This is a genomic window from Pseudogemmobacter sonorensis (assembly GCF_042762395.1).
Taxonomy (GTDB): domain Bacteria; phylum Pseudomonadota; class Alphaproteobacteria; order Rhodobacterales; family Rhodobacteraceae; genus Pseudogemmobacter; species Pseudogemmobacter sonorensis.
On the sequence record NZ_JBEFZE010000017.1, the window covers coordinates 1 to 20,089 of the forward strand.

At 65.0% G+C, this 20,089-nt stretch carries 18 protein-coding genes and 4 pseudogenes; 12 read left to right on the top strand and 10 right to left on the bottom strand.

Annotation, left to right across the window (positions count from 1 at the left end; translation table 11 throughout):
* The 3 genes and pseudogenes from ABNX41_RS12895 to ABNX41_RS12905 all read right to left on the bottom strand — a co-directional run.
* A pseudogene (locus ABNX41_RS12895) lies at positions 1 to 125 on the bottom strand (IS3 family transposase); the annotation flags it as partial.
* A 31-nt stretch (positions 126 to 156) separates the two neighbouring features.
* Positions 157 to 393: pseudogene (locus ABNX41_RS12900) on the bottom strand (transposase); the annotation flags it as partial.
* The gene (locus ABNX41_RS12905; protein WP_438670137.1) at positions 281 to 1,732 is read right to left on the bottom strand and encodes an NACHT domain-containing protein; all 1,452 of its coding nucleotides are present in this window, start codon (positions 1,730 to 1,732) and stop codon (positions 281 to 283) included. The pseudogene ABNX41_RS12900 and the gene ABNX41_RS12905, both read right to left, overlap by 113 nt.
* Before the next feature lie 255 nt (positions 1,733 to 1,987).
* Between ABNX41_RS12905 and ABNX41_RS12910 the strand changes: the two genes are divergently transcribed.
* Positions 1,988 to 2,371, top strand: a complete 384-nt coding sequence (locus ABNX41_RS12910) for a hypothetical protein (RefSeq protein ID WP_438670138.1) — start codon at positions 1,988 to 1,990, stop codon at positions 2,369 to 2,371.
* Positions 2,372 to 2,483: 112 nt separating this feature from the next.
* On the opposite strand, the gene ABNX41_RS12915 is transcribed toward ABNX41_RS12910, so the two are convergent.
* Entirely contained in the window at positions 2,484 to 5,036 is a 2,553-nt protein-coding gene (locus tag ABNX41_RS12915; protein ID WP_438670139.1) for a membrane-bound PQQ-dependent dehydrogenase, glucose/quinate/shikimate family, read from the bottom strand.
* A 539-nt stretch (positions 5,037 to 5,575) separates the two neighbouring features.
* Between ABNX41_RS12915 and ABNX41_RS12920 the strand changes: the two genes are divergently transcribed.
* Positions 5,576 to 5,896, top strand: a complete 321-nt coding sequence (locus ABNX41_RS12920; protein ID WP_438670140.1) for a hypothetical protein — start codon at positions 5,576 to 5,578, stop codon at positions 5,894 to 5,896.
* Positions 5,897 to 6,239: 343 nt separating this feature from the next.
* Here the strand turns inward: ABNX41_RS12920 and ABNX41_RS12925 are convergent, their stop codons facing one another.
* Positions 6,240 to 6,692, bottom strand: a complete 453-nt coding sequence (locus ABNX41_RS12925; RefSeq protein ID WP_438670141.1) for a glutathione S-transferase C-terminal domain-containing protein — start codon at positions 6,690 to 6,692, stop codon at positions 6,240 to 6,242.
* 20 nt (positions 6,693 to 6,712) lie between these two features.
* On the opposite strand from ABNX41_RS12925, the pseudogene ABNX41_RS12930 reads away from it, so the two are divergent.
* Positions 6,713 to 7,021 (top strand): annotated as a pseudogene (locus tag ABNX41_RS12930) (LysR substrate-binding domain-containing protein); the annotation flags it as partial.
* 24 nt (positions 7,022 to 7,045) lie between these two features.
* Here ABNX41_RS12930 and ABNX41_RS12935 read toward each other — a convergent pair.
* Positions 7,046 to 7,954, bottom strand: coding sequence for a LysR family transcriptional regulator (locus tag ABNX41_RS12935; protein ID WP_438670142.1), 909 nt, complete (start codon positions 7,952 to 7,954; stop codon positions 7,046 to 7,048).
* A gap of 147 nt (positions 7,955 to 8,101) precedes the next feature.
* On the opposite strand from ABNX41_RS12935, the gene ABNX41_RS12940 reads away from it, so the two are divergent.
* The 3 genes from ABNX41_RS12940 (at position 8,102) to ABNX41_RS12950 (ending at position 10,490) form a co-directional block, all read left to right on the top strand.
* The gene (locus tag ABNX41_RS12940; protein ID WP_438670143.1) at positions 8,102 to 8,281 is read left to right on the top strand and encodes a tautomerase family protein; all 180 of its coding nucleotides are present in this window, start codon (positions 8,102 to 8,104) and stop codon (positions 8,279 to 8,281) included.
* 156 nt (positions 8,282 to 8,437) lie between these two features.
* On the top strand, positions 8,438 to 9,370 hold the full coding sequence (locus ABNX41_RS12945; protein WP_438670144.1) for an alpha/beta fold hydrolase: 933 nt from the start codon (positions 8,438 to 8,440) through the stop codon (positions 9,368 to 9,370).
* Between the two features lie 43 nt (positions 9,371 to 9,413).
* Entirely contained in the window at positions 9,414 to 10,490 is a 1,077-nt protein-coding gene (locus ABNX41_RS12950; protein WP_438670145.1) for a Gfo/Idh/MocA family protein, read from the top strand.
* A 27-nt stretch (positions 10,491 to 10,517) separates the two neighbouring features.
* Here the strand turns inward: ABNX41_RS12950 and ABNX41_RS12955 are convergent, their stop codons facing one another.
* A complete protein-coding gene (locus ABNX41_RS12955; RefSeq protein WP_438670146.1) occupies positions 10,518 to 11,066 on the bottom strand; it encodes a TetR/AcrR family transcriptional regulator in 549 nt (182 codons plus the stop codon).
* An 86-nt stretch (positions 11,067 to 11,152) separates the two neighbouring features.
* Between ABNX41_RS12955 and ABNX41_RS12960 the strand changes: the two are divergent.
* Positions 11,153 to 12,109, top strand: a pseudogene (locus ABNX41_RS12960) (IS5 family transposase).
* A gap of 216 nt (positions 12,110 to 12,325) precedes the next feature.
* On the opposite strand, the gene ABNX41_RS12965 reads toward ABNX41_RS12960, so the two are convergent.
* The 3 genes from ABNX41_RS12965 to ABNX41_RS12975 form a co-directional block, all read right to left on the bottom strand.
* Entirely contained in the window at positions 12,326 to 13,837 is a 1,512-nt protein-coding gene (locus tag ABNX41_RS12965) for an amidase (protein ID WP_438670147.1), read from the bottom strand.
* Positions 13,838 to 13,898: 61 nt separating this feature from the next.
* Positions 13,899 to 15,014 carry a substrate-binding domain-containing protein gene (locus ABNX41_RS12970; protein ID WP_438670148.1) on the bottom strand — a complete coding sequence of 372 codons (1,116 nt, stop codon included), beginning with the start codon at positions 15,012 to 15,014 and terminating at the stop codon, positions 13,899 to 13,901.
* Positions 15,015 to 15,120: 106 nt separating this feature from the next.
* Positions 15,121 to 15,534, bottom strand: a complete 414-nt coding sequence (locus tag ABNX41_RS12975) for a MarR family winged helix-turn-helix transcriptional regulator (protein WP_438670149.1) — start codon at positions 15,532 to 15,534, stop codon at positions 15,121 to 15,123.
* A 210-nt stretch (positions 15,535 to 15,744) separates the two neighbouring features.
* Between ABNX41_RS12975 and ABNX41_RS12980 the strand changes: the two genes are divergently transcribed.
* The 5 genes from ABNX41_RS12980 to ABNX41_RS13000 are packed head-to-tail and all read left to right on the top strand — an operon-like array spanning position 15,745 to position 20,088.
* A complete protein-coding gene (locus ABNX41_RS12980) occupies positions 15,745 to 16,527 on the top strand; it encodes an ABC transporter ATP-binding protein (protein ID WP_438670150.1) in 783 nt (260 codons plus the stop codon).
* A 56-nt stretch (positions 16,528 to 16,583) separates the two neighbouring features.
* Entirely contained in the window at positions 16,584 to 17,405 is an 822-nt protein-coding gene (locus ABNX41_RS12985) for an ABC transporter permease (protein WP_438670151.1), read from the top strand.
* Positions 17,406 to 17,407: 2 nt separating this feature from the next.
* Complete coding sequence (locus tag ABNX41_RS12990) at positions 17,408 to 18,409, top strand: ABC transporter substrate-binding protein (protein WP_438670152.1); 1,002 nt, start codon at positions 17,408 to 17,410, stop codon at positions 18,407 to 18,409.
* 60 nt (positions 18,410 to 18,469) lie between these two features.
* Positions 18,470 to 18,721 carry a hypothetical protein gene (locus ABNX41_RS12995; RefSeq protein WP_438670153.1) on the top strand — a complete coding sequence of 84 codons (252 nt, stop codon included), beginning with the start codon at positions 18,470 to 18,472 and terminating at the stop codon, positions 18,719 to 18,721.
* Positions 18,722 to 18,726: 5 nt separating this feature from the next.
* Complete coding sequence (locus tag ABNX41_RS13000) at positions 18,727 to 20,088, top strand: amidase (protein WP_438670154.1); 1,362 nt, start codon at positions 18,727 to 18,729, stop codon at positions 20,086 to 20,088.
* Position 20,089 lies beyond the last annotated feature (1 nt).

Below are 20,089 nucleotides of genomic sequence, written 5' to 3' on the forward strand. Positions count from 1 at the left end.
GGCGCGGAGCCTTGCGGGTTGCGCAGCGTCAGGCCCCGTTGCGGGGCGAAGGTTTTGGCAAACTCGGCTGGGGTCTGCCAGCCGAGACGGGAGTGGGGCCGTCCGGTGTTATAGTCCGTGCGCCAGGCGCCCAGCGTGACGTGGGCATGGTGCAGGGATGGCTTTCTTCCTGGCCTTCCTGCCGGGGATGCATGCCTTTATCCCCTTGTCTTTCAACGCATCTCTGAACCATTCGGCATCATAGCCCCGGTCGGCCAGCATCCATTCCGCCTTCGGCAGGCTACCCAGCATGGCGGCAGCCCCGGTGTAATCGCTGACAGGACCTGCCGTGACAAACATGCGGATCGGACGGCCCTGCGCATCGGCAACGGCATGAAACTTCGTGTTCATCCCACAGCCCCGGCCTTTCCTTCAAGAAGGCACTGCGGATGTCTGCGACATCGGCGGACGTGCCGACCGCGAACACCGCGCGGATCGCCGCGATGCGGGTATATTTTGCGCGGGACCTGAGCGCGAAGTATCTGGCCTTGCCGACTAGGGCCTGGATGCCGCCTTGATCGACCATGCGCAGCAGGAACCAAGTGATGTCGTCATCCGCAGCATATTGGTCGAGGAGCGCCCCGATCTCCTCAGCAAGATCGGCGTTGGCGAAGCGCTGGACCGCCTGATATTCCATCATCGAGCGGCCGTGCGCGGGCTGCGCGACCCGTTCACAGGTCTGGCGCAGGATGTGACGCCGCGTGTCAAGCGGCAGCTTGGCGGGGTCGCCGCCCTCAAGCAGCACCTCGGGTGCGAGCGCCACGACTTTGTTGAGGATCCGCCGATCAAGCGCCGCAAGCCACGGCAGCACCGGGCGCATCGTCGGCACGATGACTTCAATGCCATATTGCATGCGGAAAAACAGCCCCTCGATCTTCGCGCGCGAGCCTTCGTCGACCAGCAACGAATTTAGCCATTTGGCGGTTAAATATTCCCGCACCGAACGATGGTGGAATCGCTGGGTGCCATAGATGCCCGGATCGAAGATTGGCCGCGACAGCAGGATCGCGCAGTCCTGATCGTTCCAATTGGTAAGGACATCCTTGATTGGAAGACCTAAGGTATTCTTGTCTCCGTCGGGGATGCGGATGGCCGATTCTTGACAGAGCGTGGTGGCTGCCGCGACTAGACGGGCATCCTCGCGAATGCGGTCGACCGCGATCGGCCGCGCATCGGCCCGGTCCTGATCCCGCTCCTCAAGGCGCTTGGCGATGCTGCTCGTCATCAGGTCGAACCGAGAGCCGACCCGATGGTAATCGTTCCAAAACTCAACAGTTTCGGCAAGGTCGAGAGGCCTGGTTGTGAACGACCATGCCTCGGCACGCTCTAGGGCTTTAGTGAAGGCTTTGATGTCCGTCACGCCCTTGGCGATCGCAAAGGTCTCGACCTGAGCGCCGTGCAGATCTTCGAGGGTAACGATGCGGAACGGGGCGTGCTTACTCTCACGCTTCTCCACTCGCTCAGCTGCGACCGCATATTCCCCCTGGGGCGCGGTCGCCTCGTTGGGTTCTTTCGTCGGCGCATCCCAACGCAAGTTGGTCCGGCACAACAAGAGGTCGGTCGCCGGGCGCCACGCTTCCATGCGGCCCGTGATGACGATATGCGTGCGCTGTAGGGCACGCTCAATCCGCTTCCCAATGCGGCGGATGGCGCGCTCAAAATCCTTGGGATCGCGCAGGCGCGCCTCGTCCACGGAATCGAGAAAGAGCCAGCCCTGGTCGTCCGACTTGAGCCAGGCCTCGAAATCCTCGAGATCCCCTTCTTCGAAACTCGTCTCGAAGTCGTTGACGACATGCTCAATGCGCAGGAAGAGGGCCGGTTTGCCCTTCCGTGCCCTCGCCCCCCAACGAGGCCCGTTGCACTACATCCACCTTGCGTAGACGACCGTCCTCCTGCAGCCCTTTAAGCAGTTCATGCGTATTGCTTGCGGCACGTTGCTGATCTGCCGGTGAAAACGGAGCTTTCCGCAGGCGCGCCGACCGCAGCTTCTCGGCGCGCTCGGGGCGTCCGCCGATCTGGGTGCGGCCACGACGGTCCTGATGCTGTTCCAAGGGATGCGGTCGCCGCACTATCCCTCGGCCATATCGCGCTGCGGCTCGGGCAGATCGTGCATCGGGAGTCGCCTGCTGCCGATGGGGACGACATTGCGCAGGATTGCCTGCGCAGACTGGAAAATCCGATTGCGGACCCTGCCGCCTGTGGGCGCGAACTCCTCGGGTCACGCCGGGCCATTGTGCCGGAGAAGATGACCTCTGCCGTGCGTCTTGCGCATCTGATGGCGCGCGAGCTCATCGACCATCCGCGGATTTTCAAAGGCGGCACTGCCAGGTGAGAGACTTGTTCCCACCCGGATTCATTTGACAGACGCTAAAAATGAAAACCCGCCCCTTTCGGGGCGGGTTTTTGGATCCGGTTTCTTACGAACGCCGTAAAGATACTCCGGGTCACTGCGTCTCAGGCAAGGCGTAGGCGACCACGTAGTCGCCGCGATCCGGCGACTGACGGGCACCACCGACCGACACGACCACGAACTGACGGCCGCTTTTGGGTGAGACGTAGGTCATCGGCGTGGCCTGGGCGCCAACCGGCAGCCGACCTTTCCAGATTTCCTTGCCCGTCGCTGCGTCAAGCGCACGCAGATAGTAGTCCTGTGTCCCGGCATAGAAGACCAGCCCCGAACCGGTGGTAATCGGGCCGCCCAGCGTCGGCATGCCCAGCGGAACCGGAAGGCTCGCCTTGAGGCCGCCCGCGACCACGGTATCCTCGACCGTTCCGGCCGGGCGCTGCCAGACCAGTTCTCGCTTCGACAGGTCGATTGCCGAGAAGGTGCCCCACGGCGGGGCATTGCACGGCAGCCCGAGGAACGACACCAGCGAGCTGTGCTCGATGCCGAAGGGCACGCCCTCCTGCGGATAGATGCTGCCGACGCCGTGACCCGCATTCGCGCCCGCCAGTTCGGCCTGCGGGATCAGCCGCACGACCTGCGGCATGCGGATGTCGTTGACGATCAGATAGCCCGTGCCTGCGTCGATCGAGGCGCTGCCCCAGTTCATCCCGCCGTAATAGCCGGGATAGAGCAGGCTGGCCTCGGTGGTGGCCGCCGTGAATTCGCCCTCGTAGCGCAGCTTGCGGAAGGCGATCCGGCAGGAAAGCTGGTCGAAGAACGTCGCCCCCCACATCCTTTCCTCGGACAGCGGCTCCGCACCGATGGCGGGCATACCGACCGAGTAAGGCTGCGTGGCCGAAACCCAGTCGCCTTCCTGATGTTCCTGCGGAACCGGCTTTTCGACGACATCAGCGATGGGTTCGCCGGTGCGGCGGTCAAGCATGAAGATCTGACCGCGCTTCGTCAGCTGGACAAGAGCCGGGATCGTGCCGCCGTTTCCGTCGGGCACGTCGTAGAGCGCCGGTTGGGCGGGAACGTCATAGTCCCAGATGTCGTGATGCACGGTCTGGAACTTCCACCGCTCACGCCCGGTGACGATATCCAGCGCGACGATGGCCGAGGAATACTGCTCGGAAATCTCCGGCCGCAGCGCGCCCCAGAAATCGGGGTTCTGGTTGCCGGTCGGCAGATAGACCAGGCCCAGTTCTTCGTCGAAGGCGGGCGTGGACCAGACATTCGGCGTGGTGCGCGAATAGGTCTCGCCCTCCGATGGCAGGCCGGTAATCTCGGGGTTGCCAAGATCCCATGCCCAGACCAGCGCGCCGGTGTCCGCGTTGAAGGCGCGGACGACGCCCGAGGGCTCATCGACCGAACGCCCGTCGAACACCCAGCCGCCGACGATGATCAGCCGCCCGGCCACTGTCGGCATCGAGGTGGGTTGATACCATGCCGGTTTTATTTCGCCCATCCCGGCCTTGAGATCGACGATCCCGCCCGTCCCGAAGCTTTCGCACAGGGCGCCCGTTTCGGCATCGAGCTGGATCAGACGCGCATCGACCGTCGTCGTCACGATGCGCCGCCCGCAGGTCGCGCTCGCGGGAACGATGGCCGGAACAGCGCCCGTCTCTGCATCCGGGATAGGCGGTGCGTCAACGGCGGAGGGTTCATAGTAAGCCACGCCGCGGCAGCGGTTCCAGATGGTGGTGTCGACAGGCTCCGGATCGTAACTCCAGCGCTCTTCGCCGGTGTCCGCGTCGATGGCAAAGACCTTGTTCAGCGGCGTGCAGACATAGAGCGTGTCACCGATCTGGATCGGGGTGTTCTGGTTCTCCGACCCGAGTTCGGCCATCTCGCCGGTGCGGAAGGTCCAGGCAACGCTGAGCTGATCGACATTTTCCGGCGTTATCTGGCTTTCGGGCGCGAAGCGGGTCCCGTCAGGGGTGCGGCCGTAATACTGCCAGCGCGATTCCTCTGGCGCATCTACCGCCGCGCGCACAACTGCTGCGCCGCTCGGGCTGATAACGCCGTGGGGGATGAAGACCGACACGGCCCCCGCGATCAGGACCAGCGCGGCGACCACGGAGACGGAATAGCTGGCCTTCTTTCGCGCTCTTCCCAGAAGCAGGGGCGCAAGCAGCCCCATGATGAGGGTCATCACCACGAAGGGTGCAAGGCGCGGAACCAGTGCCCAGAATTCCGGGCCGACTTCCCACAGCGCCCACAGAACCGTGGCGATGGTGGTTGCGCCGAAGAGCCACAGTGCCGCAGACCGGCGCATCGCGAGAAGACCGCCGGAAGCCAGCAGCGCCAGACCGGCAAGAAGATAATACCAGGATCCGCCCAGCCCCGCGAGTTGGATCCCGCCTATTGTCAGGGCCAGACCGACCAGGGCGAGCAGCGCCCCAAAGACCAGGAGCGTCCACCGCGCGCGGTTGCTCTTTCCGGCGCGGCTATCCGCCCCGCCCCGTGTTGAAGTTGACATGCCAGTCCTTGTCCTTCCTCTTGTATCGCTTGATCCCGTGGCTCCCACGAAGAGAGCGACCCGGCGGCGCTGGTTCGGGTGAAGTGGCTGGGAGATCTCCTTGTTCCGAGCTTTTCCCGGCGTCCGCATTCCCGATGCCTGCGGCCATGGCGCTCACCTGGCCTGAACAAGTCGTGACGCTTCCTGCCAGACAAACCTGATCGGGAGTCGCTGCGTCAGGCATGGCAAATGCCGTTCAGCAATGGAAATCGGGCAGCATGCCATGGTCTACAGACCCTGAAATTAGCTATTCCTGCGCTGTTTCAGCGTAAATACAGAAAAATTCCACACAGAGTTTCCTCTGGATCTACTATCTCCCACATCGCCCGGTCCGGCCAACATCACCGCCTGCGCTACCCGAGGTTCGGGACCATCCGGCCATCGGGACAGCTGTGCTGGCTGCTGGCAGGAGGAGTATCGCGTCCCGCCCTCCCCCTCTGCCCTATGCAGGAGACCGGCGAGGTCAAGACGTTTCATCGGTTTCGCGGTCAAGATTTCCGCCCCTCACCGGGAAGGGACCGCGCGGTAGCCCGACGTCTTCGGTGGTGGCCGTTTCAGGCGTTTTGGCTGGCCGTCAATACGCGCAACAGAAACTGACCAGCAGCCCTCGCGCTCTCTGGCGAGATCGCGTGACCAAGGCCGGGCAGGACATTCAGGGCGACATCGATGCCCGCCTGCTTCAAAGCCGCTGCGGCGGTTCGGCTTTCCTCGACAGGCATCACCCGGTCGCCGTTACAGTGGACGAACGGGGGATCTTGGCGCCGGTCGATGGCGCCATTGGCGCGGGCGATGCGAGGCGACGCGGCGAAGGCGGCCACCGCCGCACCCGCCAGCGGCCGGAGGCAACCGCGTCCCGCGCCATGATCGAGGCCTGCGAGGAACCAACTAGGGCATCGCGGTCGGTTGGTCTGGTCAAGCCATGCGCGGCGATGATCCCGGCGATGGTGTGATCGAAGGCACCTCGCGCGGCGAGGATGCGGCCGGGCCGGTTGGCCTCCGTCACGCCCTTGACGCGGAACCACCGCCGACCGCTTCCGCCGTGATCAACGGCGAAGGGCTCGTCCGGCGCCGCGAAATCCGTCGGAGGCAGCAGCAGTGGACGCCAAGCGGCGCAAGATTGGCGCCACGGCCGACGCCGTGCAAGAAGATGACGAGAGACCGGCTCATGACCGCTTCCTTTCGGGTCCGTGCTGCAGCCGCCCCGGCGGCGGGGATCCGCGTGACGGGGTCGAGCCCGGGCAGGTCCGGCCCCCACCGGTACGACGCCGTTGTGGTTGAGCACCGCATCGAGTACTAACCGCGCTTGATATGGTGGATACTGGCGGTCTCTCGCACGCCCGGGAGATCGAAGACAGCCGGGAGACAGGCGCTGAACGCCGGATAATTGGCAAAGCTGCGCAGGTTGCATTTGAAGATCCCGACATAGGCGGCGTCGAAACGCACCGGCGTCGCGTAAAGCCGGATATTCGCCCCGGTCAAGCGCTCGCTCAGAAGATAAGGCCCCTTCTCCGCCAGATGCGTCTTCAGCTCGTCCAGCATTTCGAAGACATGGGTGAAGGCTTTCTCATAGGCGAGCTGCATTGTGGCGAAGCACAAGCGGTAGACCCTGATGTTGAGACGCGGATTTGTCCGCTCGTTCGGTGCGTCGATCCGGTCGCGCGGGTCATTGGGGTAAAGATCGCGGTCCGGTCGCGCCAGGGCACCGAAGCCCGTGTTGAACATCCGCACGCGGGACAGATGGTGCATTCAGTGCGGACGTCCGCGGCAGATTTCAGGCGAACAATGGCGATGCCCTGCTTGCCACAGCCCTGGCCGGGCAGGGCCTGATCTATCAGCCCACGTTTCTTGTCGGCAGCGAAATCCGCGCAGGACGGCTGGTCCCCGTCTGTCTCGATCATCCGCCGATGGAACTTGCCGGTGTCTTCGCCGTCTACGCGGCCAACCGCCGCCCTCCGGCCAAGGTCCGCGCCTTCATTGATTTCCTGGTGAGCGACCTTGGCCCTAACCCATCCTGGGATCGCGGACTTGTACGGTCGGATGACGTGGCATCCCAATCCGCACGCACGAAGGGTTAGACACCGGCCGCTCAGGCCCGGGTTCTAAAGGGTCCCCTGCTGCCCATGCTTTGCGAGCACATCGACGACATGACGCACCCGGGCCAGCAGATGCCGGGTCTCGGGCCAGAGCGCGTAGATGCCCACCGGCGCGGTGCCGTAGTCTGGCAGAACCTCGACCAGCCTGCCATCCGCCAGCGGCTGCGCGACCAGCGACAGCGGCATCTGCGCGATGCCAAGCCCGGCAATTGCCGCCTCGACCACCGCCGCCCCGTCGCCGATCTCATGCGTGGCAAGCACGTGCAGGCGTTCGGGCGTTCCGGTCCCTCGGACGATCCTGTAACCCGTGGGGGCATCCCGACGGACGCCCGTGATGCAGTCGTGATGGTGCAGGTCCTCCGGCGTCGCCGGTACCCCCTTGCGCGAAATATAGCCGGGCGCGGCTACCAGCGGCGCGCGCTGCTCCGCCAGCTTGCGGGTGATCAGGCCGCCGGTGTCCGGCGTCTCGCCAAAGCGGATGACGAGATCCACGCGCTCTTCGATCGGGTCGATGATGCGGTCGGTGAAGGAAAGCGACAGATGCAGACCCGGATGCTCGCGCGTGATGTCGACAAGGATCGGCAGCAGAACCTGACGCCCCCAGGCGGCGGGCGCATCCACGCGCAGGCGCCCGGCGACGTCGCGATTGCCGCTCGCAAGGAAGGTCTCGGCCGCCCCTATCTCTTCCAGCGCGCGGCGCGCCACAGCCAGATAGGCTTCGCCATCGGCGGTCAGTACCAGCCGGCGCGTGCTGCGGCGGATCAACTGGGTGCCGAGGCGGGCCTCCAGACGGCTCACGCTTTTCCCCACAGCGGATTTGGTGACGCCCAAAGTCCGCGCGGCCTCGGTGAAGTTCAGGTGGCGGGCGGTCTCGACGAAGGCCTGAACGCCAGCGAGATGATCGATCTGGGCCATTGTAGAATTAAGCGCCACTCTGAAGTCACCCGGAGGGTATTTATCCACATCAAAGATACTAATATCATCAATGGCGCAAGTCTTATCGCGCCCTCATCCGGAAGGCCGAAAGTCTGCCCCATGCCCTGCCAATGAAAAGGAAACATCATGCCCGTGGTTCGCGTAAGCTGGTTCGAAGGCAAGTCGGCTGAAGAAAAGGCCAAGGTTGCCGCCGAAATCACCGAAAGCATCGTCCGCAACACCGGAACCGATGCGAGCTATATCTATGTGATCTTCGAGGATGTGAAACCGTCCGACTGGGCCGGTTCCGGCAAGCTGTTCGGCTGACATCGGCCGAGGGCGGGGTGCCGGTGACTGCCGGGTTCCCGCCCTTGAACCGGCAGTTATCCCGGCCCCATGTCCCGCGACAATCCAGGCGAGGCTTCGATGAAACACCTTTTAATATCTGCGCTTGTGTCGCTGCCTTTGCTTGTGACCCCTGCCTTGGCCGAACCGGCGATGGAGGTGCTGGGAACCGACTATACCTTCCCCAACCAGATCGCCGACATGCTCGGAAAGCTGTCGGACTTCGCGGGGTTGCAGATCAACGGCTTCACCACCAATGACGGTATCCGGCTGAATTACTGGGAAGCGGGCAGCGGCGATCCGGTCGTCTTCGTGCCCGCATGGGGCGCCAATGGCGCGGAGCTGATCAACGTGATCTGGCTGCTGTCGCAGAGCCATCATGTCTATGTCCTCGACCCGCGAAACCAGGGCCTGTCGGAAAAGACGCTCAAGGGCGCGCGGATCGCCCGCCATTCGATGGATCTGAACGAATTCCTCGACCATATCGGCGTCGAGAAAACCGTCCTCGCGGGCTGGTCGATGGGCGTGTCGGTCATCTGGGGCTATATTGACCTGTTCGGCACCGAGCGGATTTCCAAGGCCGTCTTCGTCGATCAGCCGGTGTCGATCTATACCCATGACGACTGGTCCGAGGAGGAACGCCTCAACGCCGGTGGCATGACCACCTCGGTGGAGAGGATGATCGCCGCCTATCAGGGCGCGCCGACCAACCAGCAGGTCGTCGACATGAAGGTCGTGCAGCGGTCGCTGATGATGGACTCGCCCTATGCGCAGAACTCGGCGGGCTTCGCCCATGCGGTGATCGACACGGACCCCGCCTATACTTTCCGCGTTCTGTTCGACCATGCAGCCAACGACTGGCGCGACGTGATCGAGCAGAAGCTCGACATCCCCGTCGCGGTTTTCTCTGGCGAGGAGAGCAACAACCTGCCGAGCCAGGCCTGGATCGCCGAAACCGCGCCCCACGGGCGGCTGTTCAGCTATACCAGCGCAGAAGAGGGGGACCATTTCCTGATGCTCAAGAACCCCCGGAAATTCGTCGCGGACCTGCGCGGCTTCCTCGCCGAATGATCCGCCGGACAGCGGTTCGGCGATGCTGGAGAAAGACGAAGCGATGAAACCACTGGGCATCGGCCTTATCGGCTGCGGCATGGTCACGCAGCACCTGCATATTCCGGCGCTTGCGCAACTGGGCGAGCGTTTCGCCGTCCGGGCGCTCTACGACGCCTCGCCTTCCGTGCGCGGGCAACTGGCGGCGCGGATGCCGGGGGCGATGGCCCATGACTCGATCGGTGCGCTGCTGGACAACCCCGAGGTCGACGCGGTCCTCGTCGCCAGCCCAAGCGCGCTGCATGCGCCACATGCCATCGCGGCGATGCGCGCCGGGCGCCATGTGCTGATCGAAAAGCCCATGTGCATGACTTTGCCCGAGGCGGACGCACTTGCCACCGCCGCGCAGGAGACAGGCATGATCGCCCAGATCGGCTATATGCGGCGGCACGCCCCGGCCTTTCACGAGGCAAAGCGGCTGATCGCCGCCGACGGGGCCGACATCAACATGGCGCGCCTGCGCGCGATCATCGGGCCGAACAGCGCCTTTCTGAAGCCGACGGCGGCGATCATCGCCGGCGACGACATTCCGCCCGAAAGCCTGGTGGAGGCGGCGGAGGCGAGTGCCCTTGCGACACGCGCGGTCGCCAGAACCACGGAGGGCCCGCGCGCCTTCGTCCATATGCTGCTGCTCGGGCTGTCGACGCATGATCTGTCGGTGATGCGCGGCCTCATCGGCATGCCCGGGCGCGTGTTGTCGGCCCGCCATCGCCGCGACGGCCGGTTCTTCACCGTCGATTTCGACTATGGCGATTTCATCTGCCATTTCGAGACCGGCATCGACCGGATCGCCCGCTTCGACGCCAGCATGGAGGTGCTGTCGGACGAGCGCGTCATCCGGCTGGATTACGACACTCCCTTCGTGCGGCACCTGCCGGCGACCCTGCGCGTCACTGAAGCCGAGGGCGAGGCCGGTGTAAAGGAGACCTTCCACCAGCCGATGCGGCGGGATGCCTTCGTGGCAGAATGGGCTAGTTTCCATGCTGCGATCGCCGAAGGGGCGGCAATCGACACAGATATCGCCGATGCGCGCCAGGATCTGCTGCTGATCGAAAGGATCATGGCCGTCCTTGCAAGATAGCGGCGTCTCCGCCGAAAACGGTCTCGATCAGACTCGCGCGGTCCAGAGCGGGAGGACGATATCATCAACGATTTCGTAGATGTCTGGCTCGGAAAGCGGCTGGAAGGTGATCATCATCTCGTGGCGCGCAAGATCGACGGGCAGGCGCAGAAGCCGGGGGGTTATGCGTTCCGGCGCGACCTCTCCCCGGGCGATGGCGCGGTCCAGGATCTGCTGCGTGGGATATCCCGCGCGTCCGACCTGGGAGCGGATGTCGGCAAAACTGGAGAACGCGGCCTCGAGATCCTTGCGCATTTCATAGATCAGTCGCACAAGCTTCGGTGAGGATCTCCGGGCAACCTGACGCAGCAGCATGAGCAGTTCTTCCCGCAGGCTTCCCAGATCCGGCACGTCGATGGGGTTCTGAATCGCGTATCGCGCAATGGCCGCGGATGCGAGTTTCGACAGGCTGTCCCACCGGCGGCTGAGGACCGGGCGGCTCGTTCCCGCGCGTCGTGCGATGGCCTCCAGGGTCAGGCTCTCATAGCCATGCGAGGCCAGTTCTTCCCAGGTTGCATCGAGAATAGCTTCCTCCAAAGCGGCGCCACGTCTGCGCGGCTTTGTTGCGCTATCCCTCTGACTTGCGGAATCATGTTTGTGGGTCAGGGGTTTGGGATAGGCATATGAGCAAGGCCGTCCCCCTTTTCCGCACGACGAACTGGTCCAGCTACGGCCAGGCTCTGAAGCGCCGCGGCTTGCTGCTGGTATGGCTTGACCCGCAGATGTCATGGTTTGCGGCCCCGAGCGGCAAGGCGGGTCATCCTGAGAGGTTCTCGGCGGCGGCCATTCAGTTCTGCCTCTCGATCAAGGTGCTGTTCGGGCTGCCGCTCCGTCAAACGACGGGGTTTGTGGAGAGCCTGCGGGCTCTGAGCGGGCTCGACTGGCCGGTGCCGGATTACACGGACGCTCTGCCGTCGGCAGAAGCACCTGAAGGTGCAGATCCCGTATCGTGCCGCGCCCGGGCCGCTGCATCTGCTGGTGGACAGCACGGGGATCAAGTTCTCGGGCGAAGGCGAGTGGCCGGTCCGCAAGCATGGGGCCAGCCGCCGCAGGCAATGGCATCGGTATCGATGCTGAAACGCTCGAGGTGCGCGCCGTCGAGATGACCAGCAACCGTATCGGCGATGCGCCCGTTCCGCCCGACCTGCTGGCGCAGATCCCGATGCAAGAGCGGATCGGCAGTGTCACCGCCGATGGTATCTATGACACCAAGGGGTGTCACGGCGCCATCGCAGTCCGAGGTGCCGATGCCATCATGCCACCGAGACGCAATGCCCGGGACTGGAAGGGCCACGATCCCGGCCTGCAGGCGCGCAACGAGGCCCTGCGCGCCTGCAAACGGTTCGGCCGGGCGAGCTGGAAGAAATGGTCCGGATATCATCGACGAAACCGCGTGGAGGCCAGGATGAGATGCCTCGAACCCCTCGGCGAGCGCATCATGGCCAGAGACTTCGACAGGCAGGATGCAGAGGTTCAGATCCGCATCGGGTCGCAGGTTCTCTCGAACCAATGGCGTTCACCTGCTCCACATGAACCGCTTCACATCCCTCGGCACGCCCGAGACTGTCCGAATGCGCTGAAGACAGCCGGGAAAGGGAGACCTGCCGCCTCAATCCGAATGGCGCAACAAGGCCCGTGCGACATTCATGTGTCTTCCTCCCTTTGTGCCGCGAAGATCCTCCTCCCCGCGATTGACGGCTGCTGCCGTTCAGAAGGAACAGGCTAGCGGAAGCGCCGCCGGGGGGTCTTGAACGATCCGGGAGAAGGTTTTGAACGATCCGGCGCGGTGGGGCGGGCTAGGCGCCCCGGGACACGGGCGTCTCTATCATCAGCCCCTGCGCCAGGCGGTAAAGCGCTAGCTCTCCATACCAGGGCCCGGCCAGCATCGCGCCCACCGGAAGCCCGTCGGCCTTGCCCACCGGCACGGTCAGGGCCGGATGGCCGGTGACGTCGAATTGCGAGGTCGAGACATTCACGCCAAGCGCCCGCTGCATGAAATCCCCAAGATCGGTGTCCGGGCCGGGGATCGGCGGGGCGACATAGGGCACGGTCGGCATCAGCAGCGCATCCAGCCCGGCCAGCGCCCGGTCATAGGCCGCGCGCATCTTCAGGGACAGGTTCTGCGCCTTGGCATAGCTGCGCCCCCCGGTCTGGCCAAGCGTCCAGAGCCCGGTCAGAAGCGAGATCTGCAAGGTGACGGGCAGCTCCTCCACGCGGTCGTGCCAGCCCGCCATGGCCTCCATCAACTCGGGCGCGTAAAGCCCGCGCCAATTGAAGCCCATGCCATAGCCCTGCATCATCTGCCGGGTCAGCCCCTCAAGGCCGATGGGCGCCCAGACCTTGTCGGCGATGTGGTGCTCGGGGATCGAGATCTCGACCAGTTCGACCCCGGCCCCGGCCAGCCGCAGCGCGGCCGAACGGACGGTCTCGGCGACCTCGGGCTGCATGAAGGGGACGGAGAACCCCTCGGCCAGAAGACCCACGCGCATTCCCTCGGGCCCGCGCTCGAAGGCGCGGCGGTAATCGCGGGCGGGCGCGCCGGTCTGGCGCGGATCCAGCCCGTCGGGGCCTGCGATCACCCCCAGCATCAGCGCATTGTCGGCAAGGCTGCGCGTCATCGGGCCCGCGTGGTCCAGCGTGGCCTCGATCGGCATGATGCCGGTGTAGGGCACCAGCCCCCAGGTGGGCTTCATGCCCACGATGCCGCAATGCGACGAGGGAATGCGGATGGAACCGCCCTGATCGCCCCCCACCGCCATGTCGACCTCGCCCGAGGCGACAAGCGCGGCGCAGCCCGAGCTTGACCCCCCGGCCGAGCGCGACGGATCATGAGGGTTCAGGACCGGGCCCGTGGCCGAGGTGAAGCTGCCGCCGGACATGCAGAAATTCTCGCATACCGCCTTGCCTGCGATCCGCGCGCCCGCCGCCAAGAGCCGGGTGACGACCGTGGCGTCGCGCAGGGGCACGAAACCGTCGAGGATCGTGCTGCCGTTCGCCATCGGGACGCCCGCCATCATGATATTGTCCTTGAGCGCCACGCTGCGCCCGGCCAGCGGCCCATCCGGCGCGGGCGCGCTTTCGCAGGTCGCATACCAGGCATTCAGCGGATGGATGGGCTTCACCGCCGTCACCTTGCGGGCGAAGGCGGGCGCAGGGGGGCTGTCGTCAAGGCGCTCGACCAGGTCATAGGCCTGGAAAGACCCCTCCATGACCTGAAGGAACTCGGCCGCGCGGCCTGCGTCGAGGTCCAGGCCGATCCCCGCGGCAAGATCTTTCAGCCGGGCGATATCCGGGCGTGGCAAGGGCATGGCAATCTCCGTCTTCGGGCAGAGATGTTAGTTGCCATGGAAAATATTATAAATGCAAGTTTTATATCGGCCGACAGCTTCGCCCCTCGCGCAGGATGCGGATGTCGTAGCCGTCGATTTCGGCAAGAAGCAGGTTGGGCCGCGCGCCGATGGCGGGCGTGGCGCGGCCGTTGCGCGCGCTGCGCTGCGGTGCCGTCCGGCCGAGCGCCCGGCGCACCAGCGCCGGATCGAGCGAGCCGCTGGCCTCGGCCAGGGCGGCCAGGGCATAGATCCCCTCATAGGCGGACTGGCCGTAGCAATTGGCCGGGGGCGGGTTGTCGCCGAAGCGCATGTGGTAACGCTCCAGCCAGCCGCCATTGTTGGCCGAACGGTGGGAGGCGAAATATCCCGCCACCGAATAGAGGTTCTCGGTATCCTCGGGCGAAAGGCCGTAAAGGATCGTCTCGTCCAGGCCCGGCGCGCAGCGCAGCACATGGCGGGCCAAGCCGCTGGCGGCGAAGGCGCGGTTGAAGGCCACGGCGTCGAGGCCAAGGAACATCGGCACCACCGTATCGGCGGCGCTGTCGGCGATGGCCTGCAACACGAGGTCGTAATTGTGGTCGCCGATATGCTGGAACGACTCGCCCAGAACGCTGCCGCCGCAATCCGAGATGATCCGCCGCGCCACCGTGAAGCTTTCGCGTGGCCAGCGATAGTCCGAGCCGCAGAGGAAGAAGCGCCTGGCGCGGCGGTGTTCGACCAGCCAGTCGACGGCAAGGCCCAGCAATTCGGCGGTGGTCTCGCCGGTCGTGATGACCGAGGCGCGGGTCTCGCCGCCTTCGAATTGCGGGGTGTAGAGGAAGGGGATCCGTCGGCCCACGGCGGCGGCCACATCGGCGCGGGCATAGCTGGGGAACATGCCGATCATGGCGGAGATGCCGTCGATCTCAAGGGAATCGCGGGCATTTCCGGCGGCGATCGCCCCCGAGGCGCCGCAATCCATCGTCACCAGCTCGATCTCGCGGCCAAGGATGCCGCCCTGCAGGTTCAGCTCCTGAACCGCCAGATCGGCGCTGGCGATGGCCGAGGGCGACCACAGCCCCGCCGATCCGTCCTGCGCGACCATCAGCCCAAGCCTGACCCTGGGCCCCGGGACCGGATGTCTGCCGAAGAAGGGGTGCACCGGGGAATGGGCCATGACGGAAGTCAGACGCCAGAAACCATGCCGCCGCCAGCCCCGTCGCCGAATCCCGGGGGCGATTCCCGCCCGCGCCGGGACGGTTGCCCAAAATCGCGGCGCCGAGTCAGTTAAGCATGCAGCGCAGGAGATGGGTGAGCTGCGCCTGCTCGGTTGCGCCCAGCATCTTGTTCAACTCATGCTCGTATTCGCGCACCGGCGCCTCGGCGCTTTGATGCAATGTCTTGCCGCGCTCCGAGATGAAGACCAGCACCTTCCTGCGGTCGACCGGATCGGGTGCGCGGAACACCGCGCCATTGGCGACAAGACGGTCGATCATCTTTGTCATGGTCGGCGGATCGACCAATGCGAAAGCGGCCAGATCGCTCATCGTGCGGCCGTTCTGCTCCATCAGCGCGCTCAGCACCCGGAAATGCTCGACCGTCAGCCCCCCTTCGCGCAGCCGCGCCGAAAGCGAGCCCTCGATCCGGCGATTCACCTGGGCGATCAGATGGGCGAGAGAGATGCGGCGCTCAGTCATCTTGGCGGCCCCGATTCAGGTTTCGACGGACATAGTTGAATTTTCAGATAACACGCGATGCCGATCCGTTCAATGGAAGAGGATGATGTCGTAAAATATTAATATTTTACAGCATATTGCATGGAAATCTCCGCGGGGGCTCAAAAAATACTTGAAAAAGAAAACATTTCCGTATCAACATGACGGGCAGAGAACAGCATGAGGCCGGACGTGCGCTACGCCCTGGAAGTAGTCAAGATCACCAAAGCCTACGACACCTCGGACGGCCCGCTGACGGTGCTGCGCGACATGTCGTTTCGGGCGGCGAAAGACGAATTCGTGGCCTTCGTCGGGCCCTCGGGCTGCGGCAAGTCCACCTTGTTCAACATCATCACCGGGCTGATCGCGCCCGACGATGGCGGCATCATCGTCGACGGGCAGGAAACCACCGGCCGGGTGTCGGACAAGATCGGCTATGTGCTGCAGAAGGATCTTCTGTTTCCCTGGCGCAGGGTGATCGACAACATCATCCTCGGGCTTGAGGTCAAGGGTGTGCCCCGGCGCGAGGCGCGGGAAAAGGCCATGGACCTGCTGGCCGAATACCGCATGACCGGCTTCGAGAACAAGCTGCCGGGCGAGCTTTCGGGCGGCATGCGCCAGAGGGTCGCCCTGATGCGCACCATGATCACCGATCCGCAGATCATCCTGATCGACGAAAGCTACAAGGCGCTCGACTATCCGCTGAAGATCGAACTGGAGGGCGAACTTCTGCAGCGCGTAAAGGGCTCGGGCAAGACGGTGATCTTCATCACCCACGATATTGAAGAGGCCGTCACCATGGCCGACCGCGTCTATGTGATGAAGGCCCGCCCGGGCGAGATCGTCGAGGAGATCCGCGTCGATCTGGGAACCGACAGTTTCTCGATCCCCGAGCGGCGGATATCGCCGCGATTCAACGAATATTACAACCGGATCTGGCAGCGCATCGGGGCGCCGCAGCCGGTCGGCGCCTGACCCGCAGCCCTCCCCTCCAGCCCGCCCGCATCCGCATTCTGAAAGGCCTCCGGTTCATGTCCATGTCGGAAAACAACCTGTCCGCCGGTTCCGTCCGGCGTGCCTCAAGTCCGGGCAGGCTGCCGCGCCGCTATGTGCTACTGGTGCTGCAACTCGGGATCACCGTCGCGCTGGTGCTGGGTTGGGAGATCGGCGCGCGGACCGGCGCGATCAACAAATTCCTGTTCTCCAGCCCCTCGATGGTCTGGGAGATCCTGGTCCAGCGCGCCGCCAACGGACGGTTGTGGCTCGATGTCTGGACCACCAGCGCCGAGGTGATGACGGGCTATGCCGTGGGCGCGGTCGGGGGCTCGGTGATCGGGCTGTCGCTGTGGTATTCGCGGTTCCTGTCGGACCTGTCGGCGCCCTTCATCGCGGCCATCGGCTCGATCCCGGTGCTGGCGATCGCGCCGATGACCATCATCTGGTTCGGCACGGGGATGCTGGCCAAGGTGATGATCGTGGCCTTCTCCTGCGTCGTGGTGTCGTTGACCACCTCTTACAAGGGGGCGATGCGCACCGACCCGGACCTGATCAATCTGATGCGGTCCTTCAATGCGCCGCGCTCGCAGATCTTTCTGAAGCTGGTGGTGCCCGCCTCGATGCCCTGGGTGATTTCGGGGCTGAAGCTGAATGTGGGCTTCGCGCTGGTGGGTGCGATCGTGGGCGAATACATCTCGTCGCAGCGCGGCGTGGGCCACATGATCCTGCTCGGCTCCTCCAACTTCTCGATGAACATCGTCCTCGCGGGGATCGCGGTGGTGATGGTGATGATGCTCGTCTTCAACGGGCTGATCGGTCTTCTGGAAAAAACGCTTCTCTCCTGGGAAAGGAAATGACCATGCTGCGTCGGACTCTGCTTGCCTCGGCCCTTTGCCTCGGCCTCGCGCCTCTTGCCGCGAATGCGCAAGAGATGAAGGAGGTCACCATCAACCAGGCCTTCCAGTCACTGCTGTATCTGCCGCTCTATGTCGCGCAAGAGCAGGGCTATTTCGCCGAACATGGCGTCGAGGTCACCATCGAGACCGGCGGCGGCGGCCCGCAAAGCTGGGCGGCGGTGATCGGCGGATCGGCGCAATTCTCGATCCAGGATCCGGTCTTCGTGCCGAAATCGCGCGAGATGGGCGGCGACGGGGTGGTGGTCGCCGGGGTGCAGAATGCGCCGACCGTGTTCATCTTCGGCTCGGACGAGACGGATCTGCAGGACAATCTCGCGCATCTGTCGGGCAAGAAGGTCATCACCTCGCCCGAGCCCGACACGACCTGGGCCTTCATGTCCTACCTGATCGAGCAGGAAGGGCTGGAGGGGGTCGAGATCGTCAATGTCTCGATCGGGAACGAGATCCCGGCGATCGTGGCGGGGGCGGCGGATTACGCGCTCGCGGTCGATCCGCAGGTGGCGCAGGCCGAACTGGATAACGGGCTTTTCTCTGTCTATTCCTTCTCGGCCAATGCCGATTGGTATCCCTATGCGTTTTCCAGCCTGACCACGACCCAGGCCTATATCGACCAGAACCCCGAGGCCGCGCTTGGCGTGGTGACGGCGTTCGAGCAGGCCTCGCGCTTCATCTATGCCGATTTCGAGCGCACGGTGGAGATCGCCAAGCTTTATTTCCCGCAGCTTTCGGATGAGGTGATCCGCACCTCGGTCCAGCGCGAGATCGACGCCAAGGGCTATCCGGAAAACGTGCTGGTTACCGAAAAAGCCTGGGAAAACAACATGAACATCTCGGTCTATACCGGAACGCTCACCGCCTATCCGTCGGAGGCGACCGGCTATGAGGTGAACGTCAACACCGATCTGGCGACCCGGGCCGCCGCCTACGCCGACAGCAAGAACTGAGCCCCCTCGCGCCGGGGCCAGATCCCGCGTCCCGGCGCCTTTTCCCTTCATGGTATTGCCATGCCCTCTTTGACCCTGGAACAGCGGCTGGCCCTGCTTGGCCTGCCGCCCGGCGCCGCGACGCCGGATCTGATGGCGCTGCTCTCCGACTGGGCGGCGCGCTGCGAGCGGATCAGCGCCCATGCCAAGGCGGGACTCGATCCGTTCACCCTGGCGATTCCGGCGGTTCTTTCGCCCATCGGCGCGGTGAACGAGACGCCCTGGCCGGATTTCAGCCTGGCCCGCGACTGCGAGGCCGGTGGCGCGAAATGACCGGCATGAGGTTCCAGGATGCCGAAGGGGCGATGCCCGACCCCCTGCCGACAGGCCTGCCGTCGATGACCCTGGCTGAGGCGGGGCGGATGGTGCGGGCGGGCGAGACGAGCTTTGCCGAACTGACGCGCCTCTGTCTCGACCGCGCGGCCGAGACCTCGGGGCTGAACGCCTTCGAGCGGGTCTTCGAAACCGAGGCGATGGTGGCGGCGGGCGCGCAGGATGCGCTGCTCGGGGCGGGCTACGACCTGGGGCCGCTGCAAGGCATCGCCATCGCGCTGAAGTCGAATATCGCGATCAGGGGGGTGGCGCTGACGGCGGGAAGCCGGTTGCTCGCCGACCGGATCGCCATCCGCGATGCCGAGGTCACGCGGCGGCTGCGTCGGGCCGGGGCGGTGATCCTGGGCACCACCAACATGCACGAATTCGCCTGGGGCGGCACCACCGCCAATCCGCATTACGGCCAGGCCCGCAACGCCCGCGACCCGGAGCGGATCCCGGCGGGTTCGTCTGGCGGATCGGGGGCGGCGGTGGCGTCGGGCGCGGTCTTCGCCGCGCTTGGCACCGATACCGGCGGCTCGGTCCGGCTGCCCGCGGGTATGAACGGGATCACCGGGCTGCGCCCGGGGATCGGGCGCCTTCCGGTCGACGGGATCTTCCCGCTGGCCTGGTCACTCGACACCGTGGGGCCGATGGCGCGCAACGGGCGCGATGCCGCCGCGCTGCTGGCGGCGATGCTGGACCAGCCGTTTCTGCCGTCCGCGCGCCGCGATTGGCGCGGCCTGCGGATCGGCGTCCCGCGCGGCTATGTCTTCGAGCGGATCGAAGAGGGGGTCGGCGCGGCCTTTTCCCGCTGGCTCGATGCCGTGCGGGCGGCGGGCGCCGAGCCGGTCGATATCGAGATCGATGCGCTGGAGCGCGCGGTCGACGCCCTTGTGATCGTCGACGCGGCCGAGCCGACGGCGGTGCATGATGGCTGGCTCGATATCTCGCCGGAGCTTTACGGCAAGGATGTGCTGAACCAGCTTCTGGCGGGCCGGGCGATCACCGCGACCGAATACCTGCATGCGCAACGCTTCCGCACGGTGTTCCGCGAGACGGTCCTGGCCCTGCTGGCGCAGGTCGATGTGATCGCCACGCCGACCATTCCCTTCGTCGCGCCCCTGATCGGCCAGACCGAGGTGATCCTGTCGGGCCGCCCCGAATCCGCCCTGACCGCGAACATGCGCTTTACCGCCATCGCAAGTTGTTCCGGCCTGCCCGCCGTCAGCTTTCCCTGCCCGGGCGGGGCAGGGGGGCTGCCGGTGGGGATCCAGTTGATCGGCCGCGACGGCTCCGAGGCCGGGTTGCTGGCGCTGGCCGACTGAG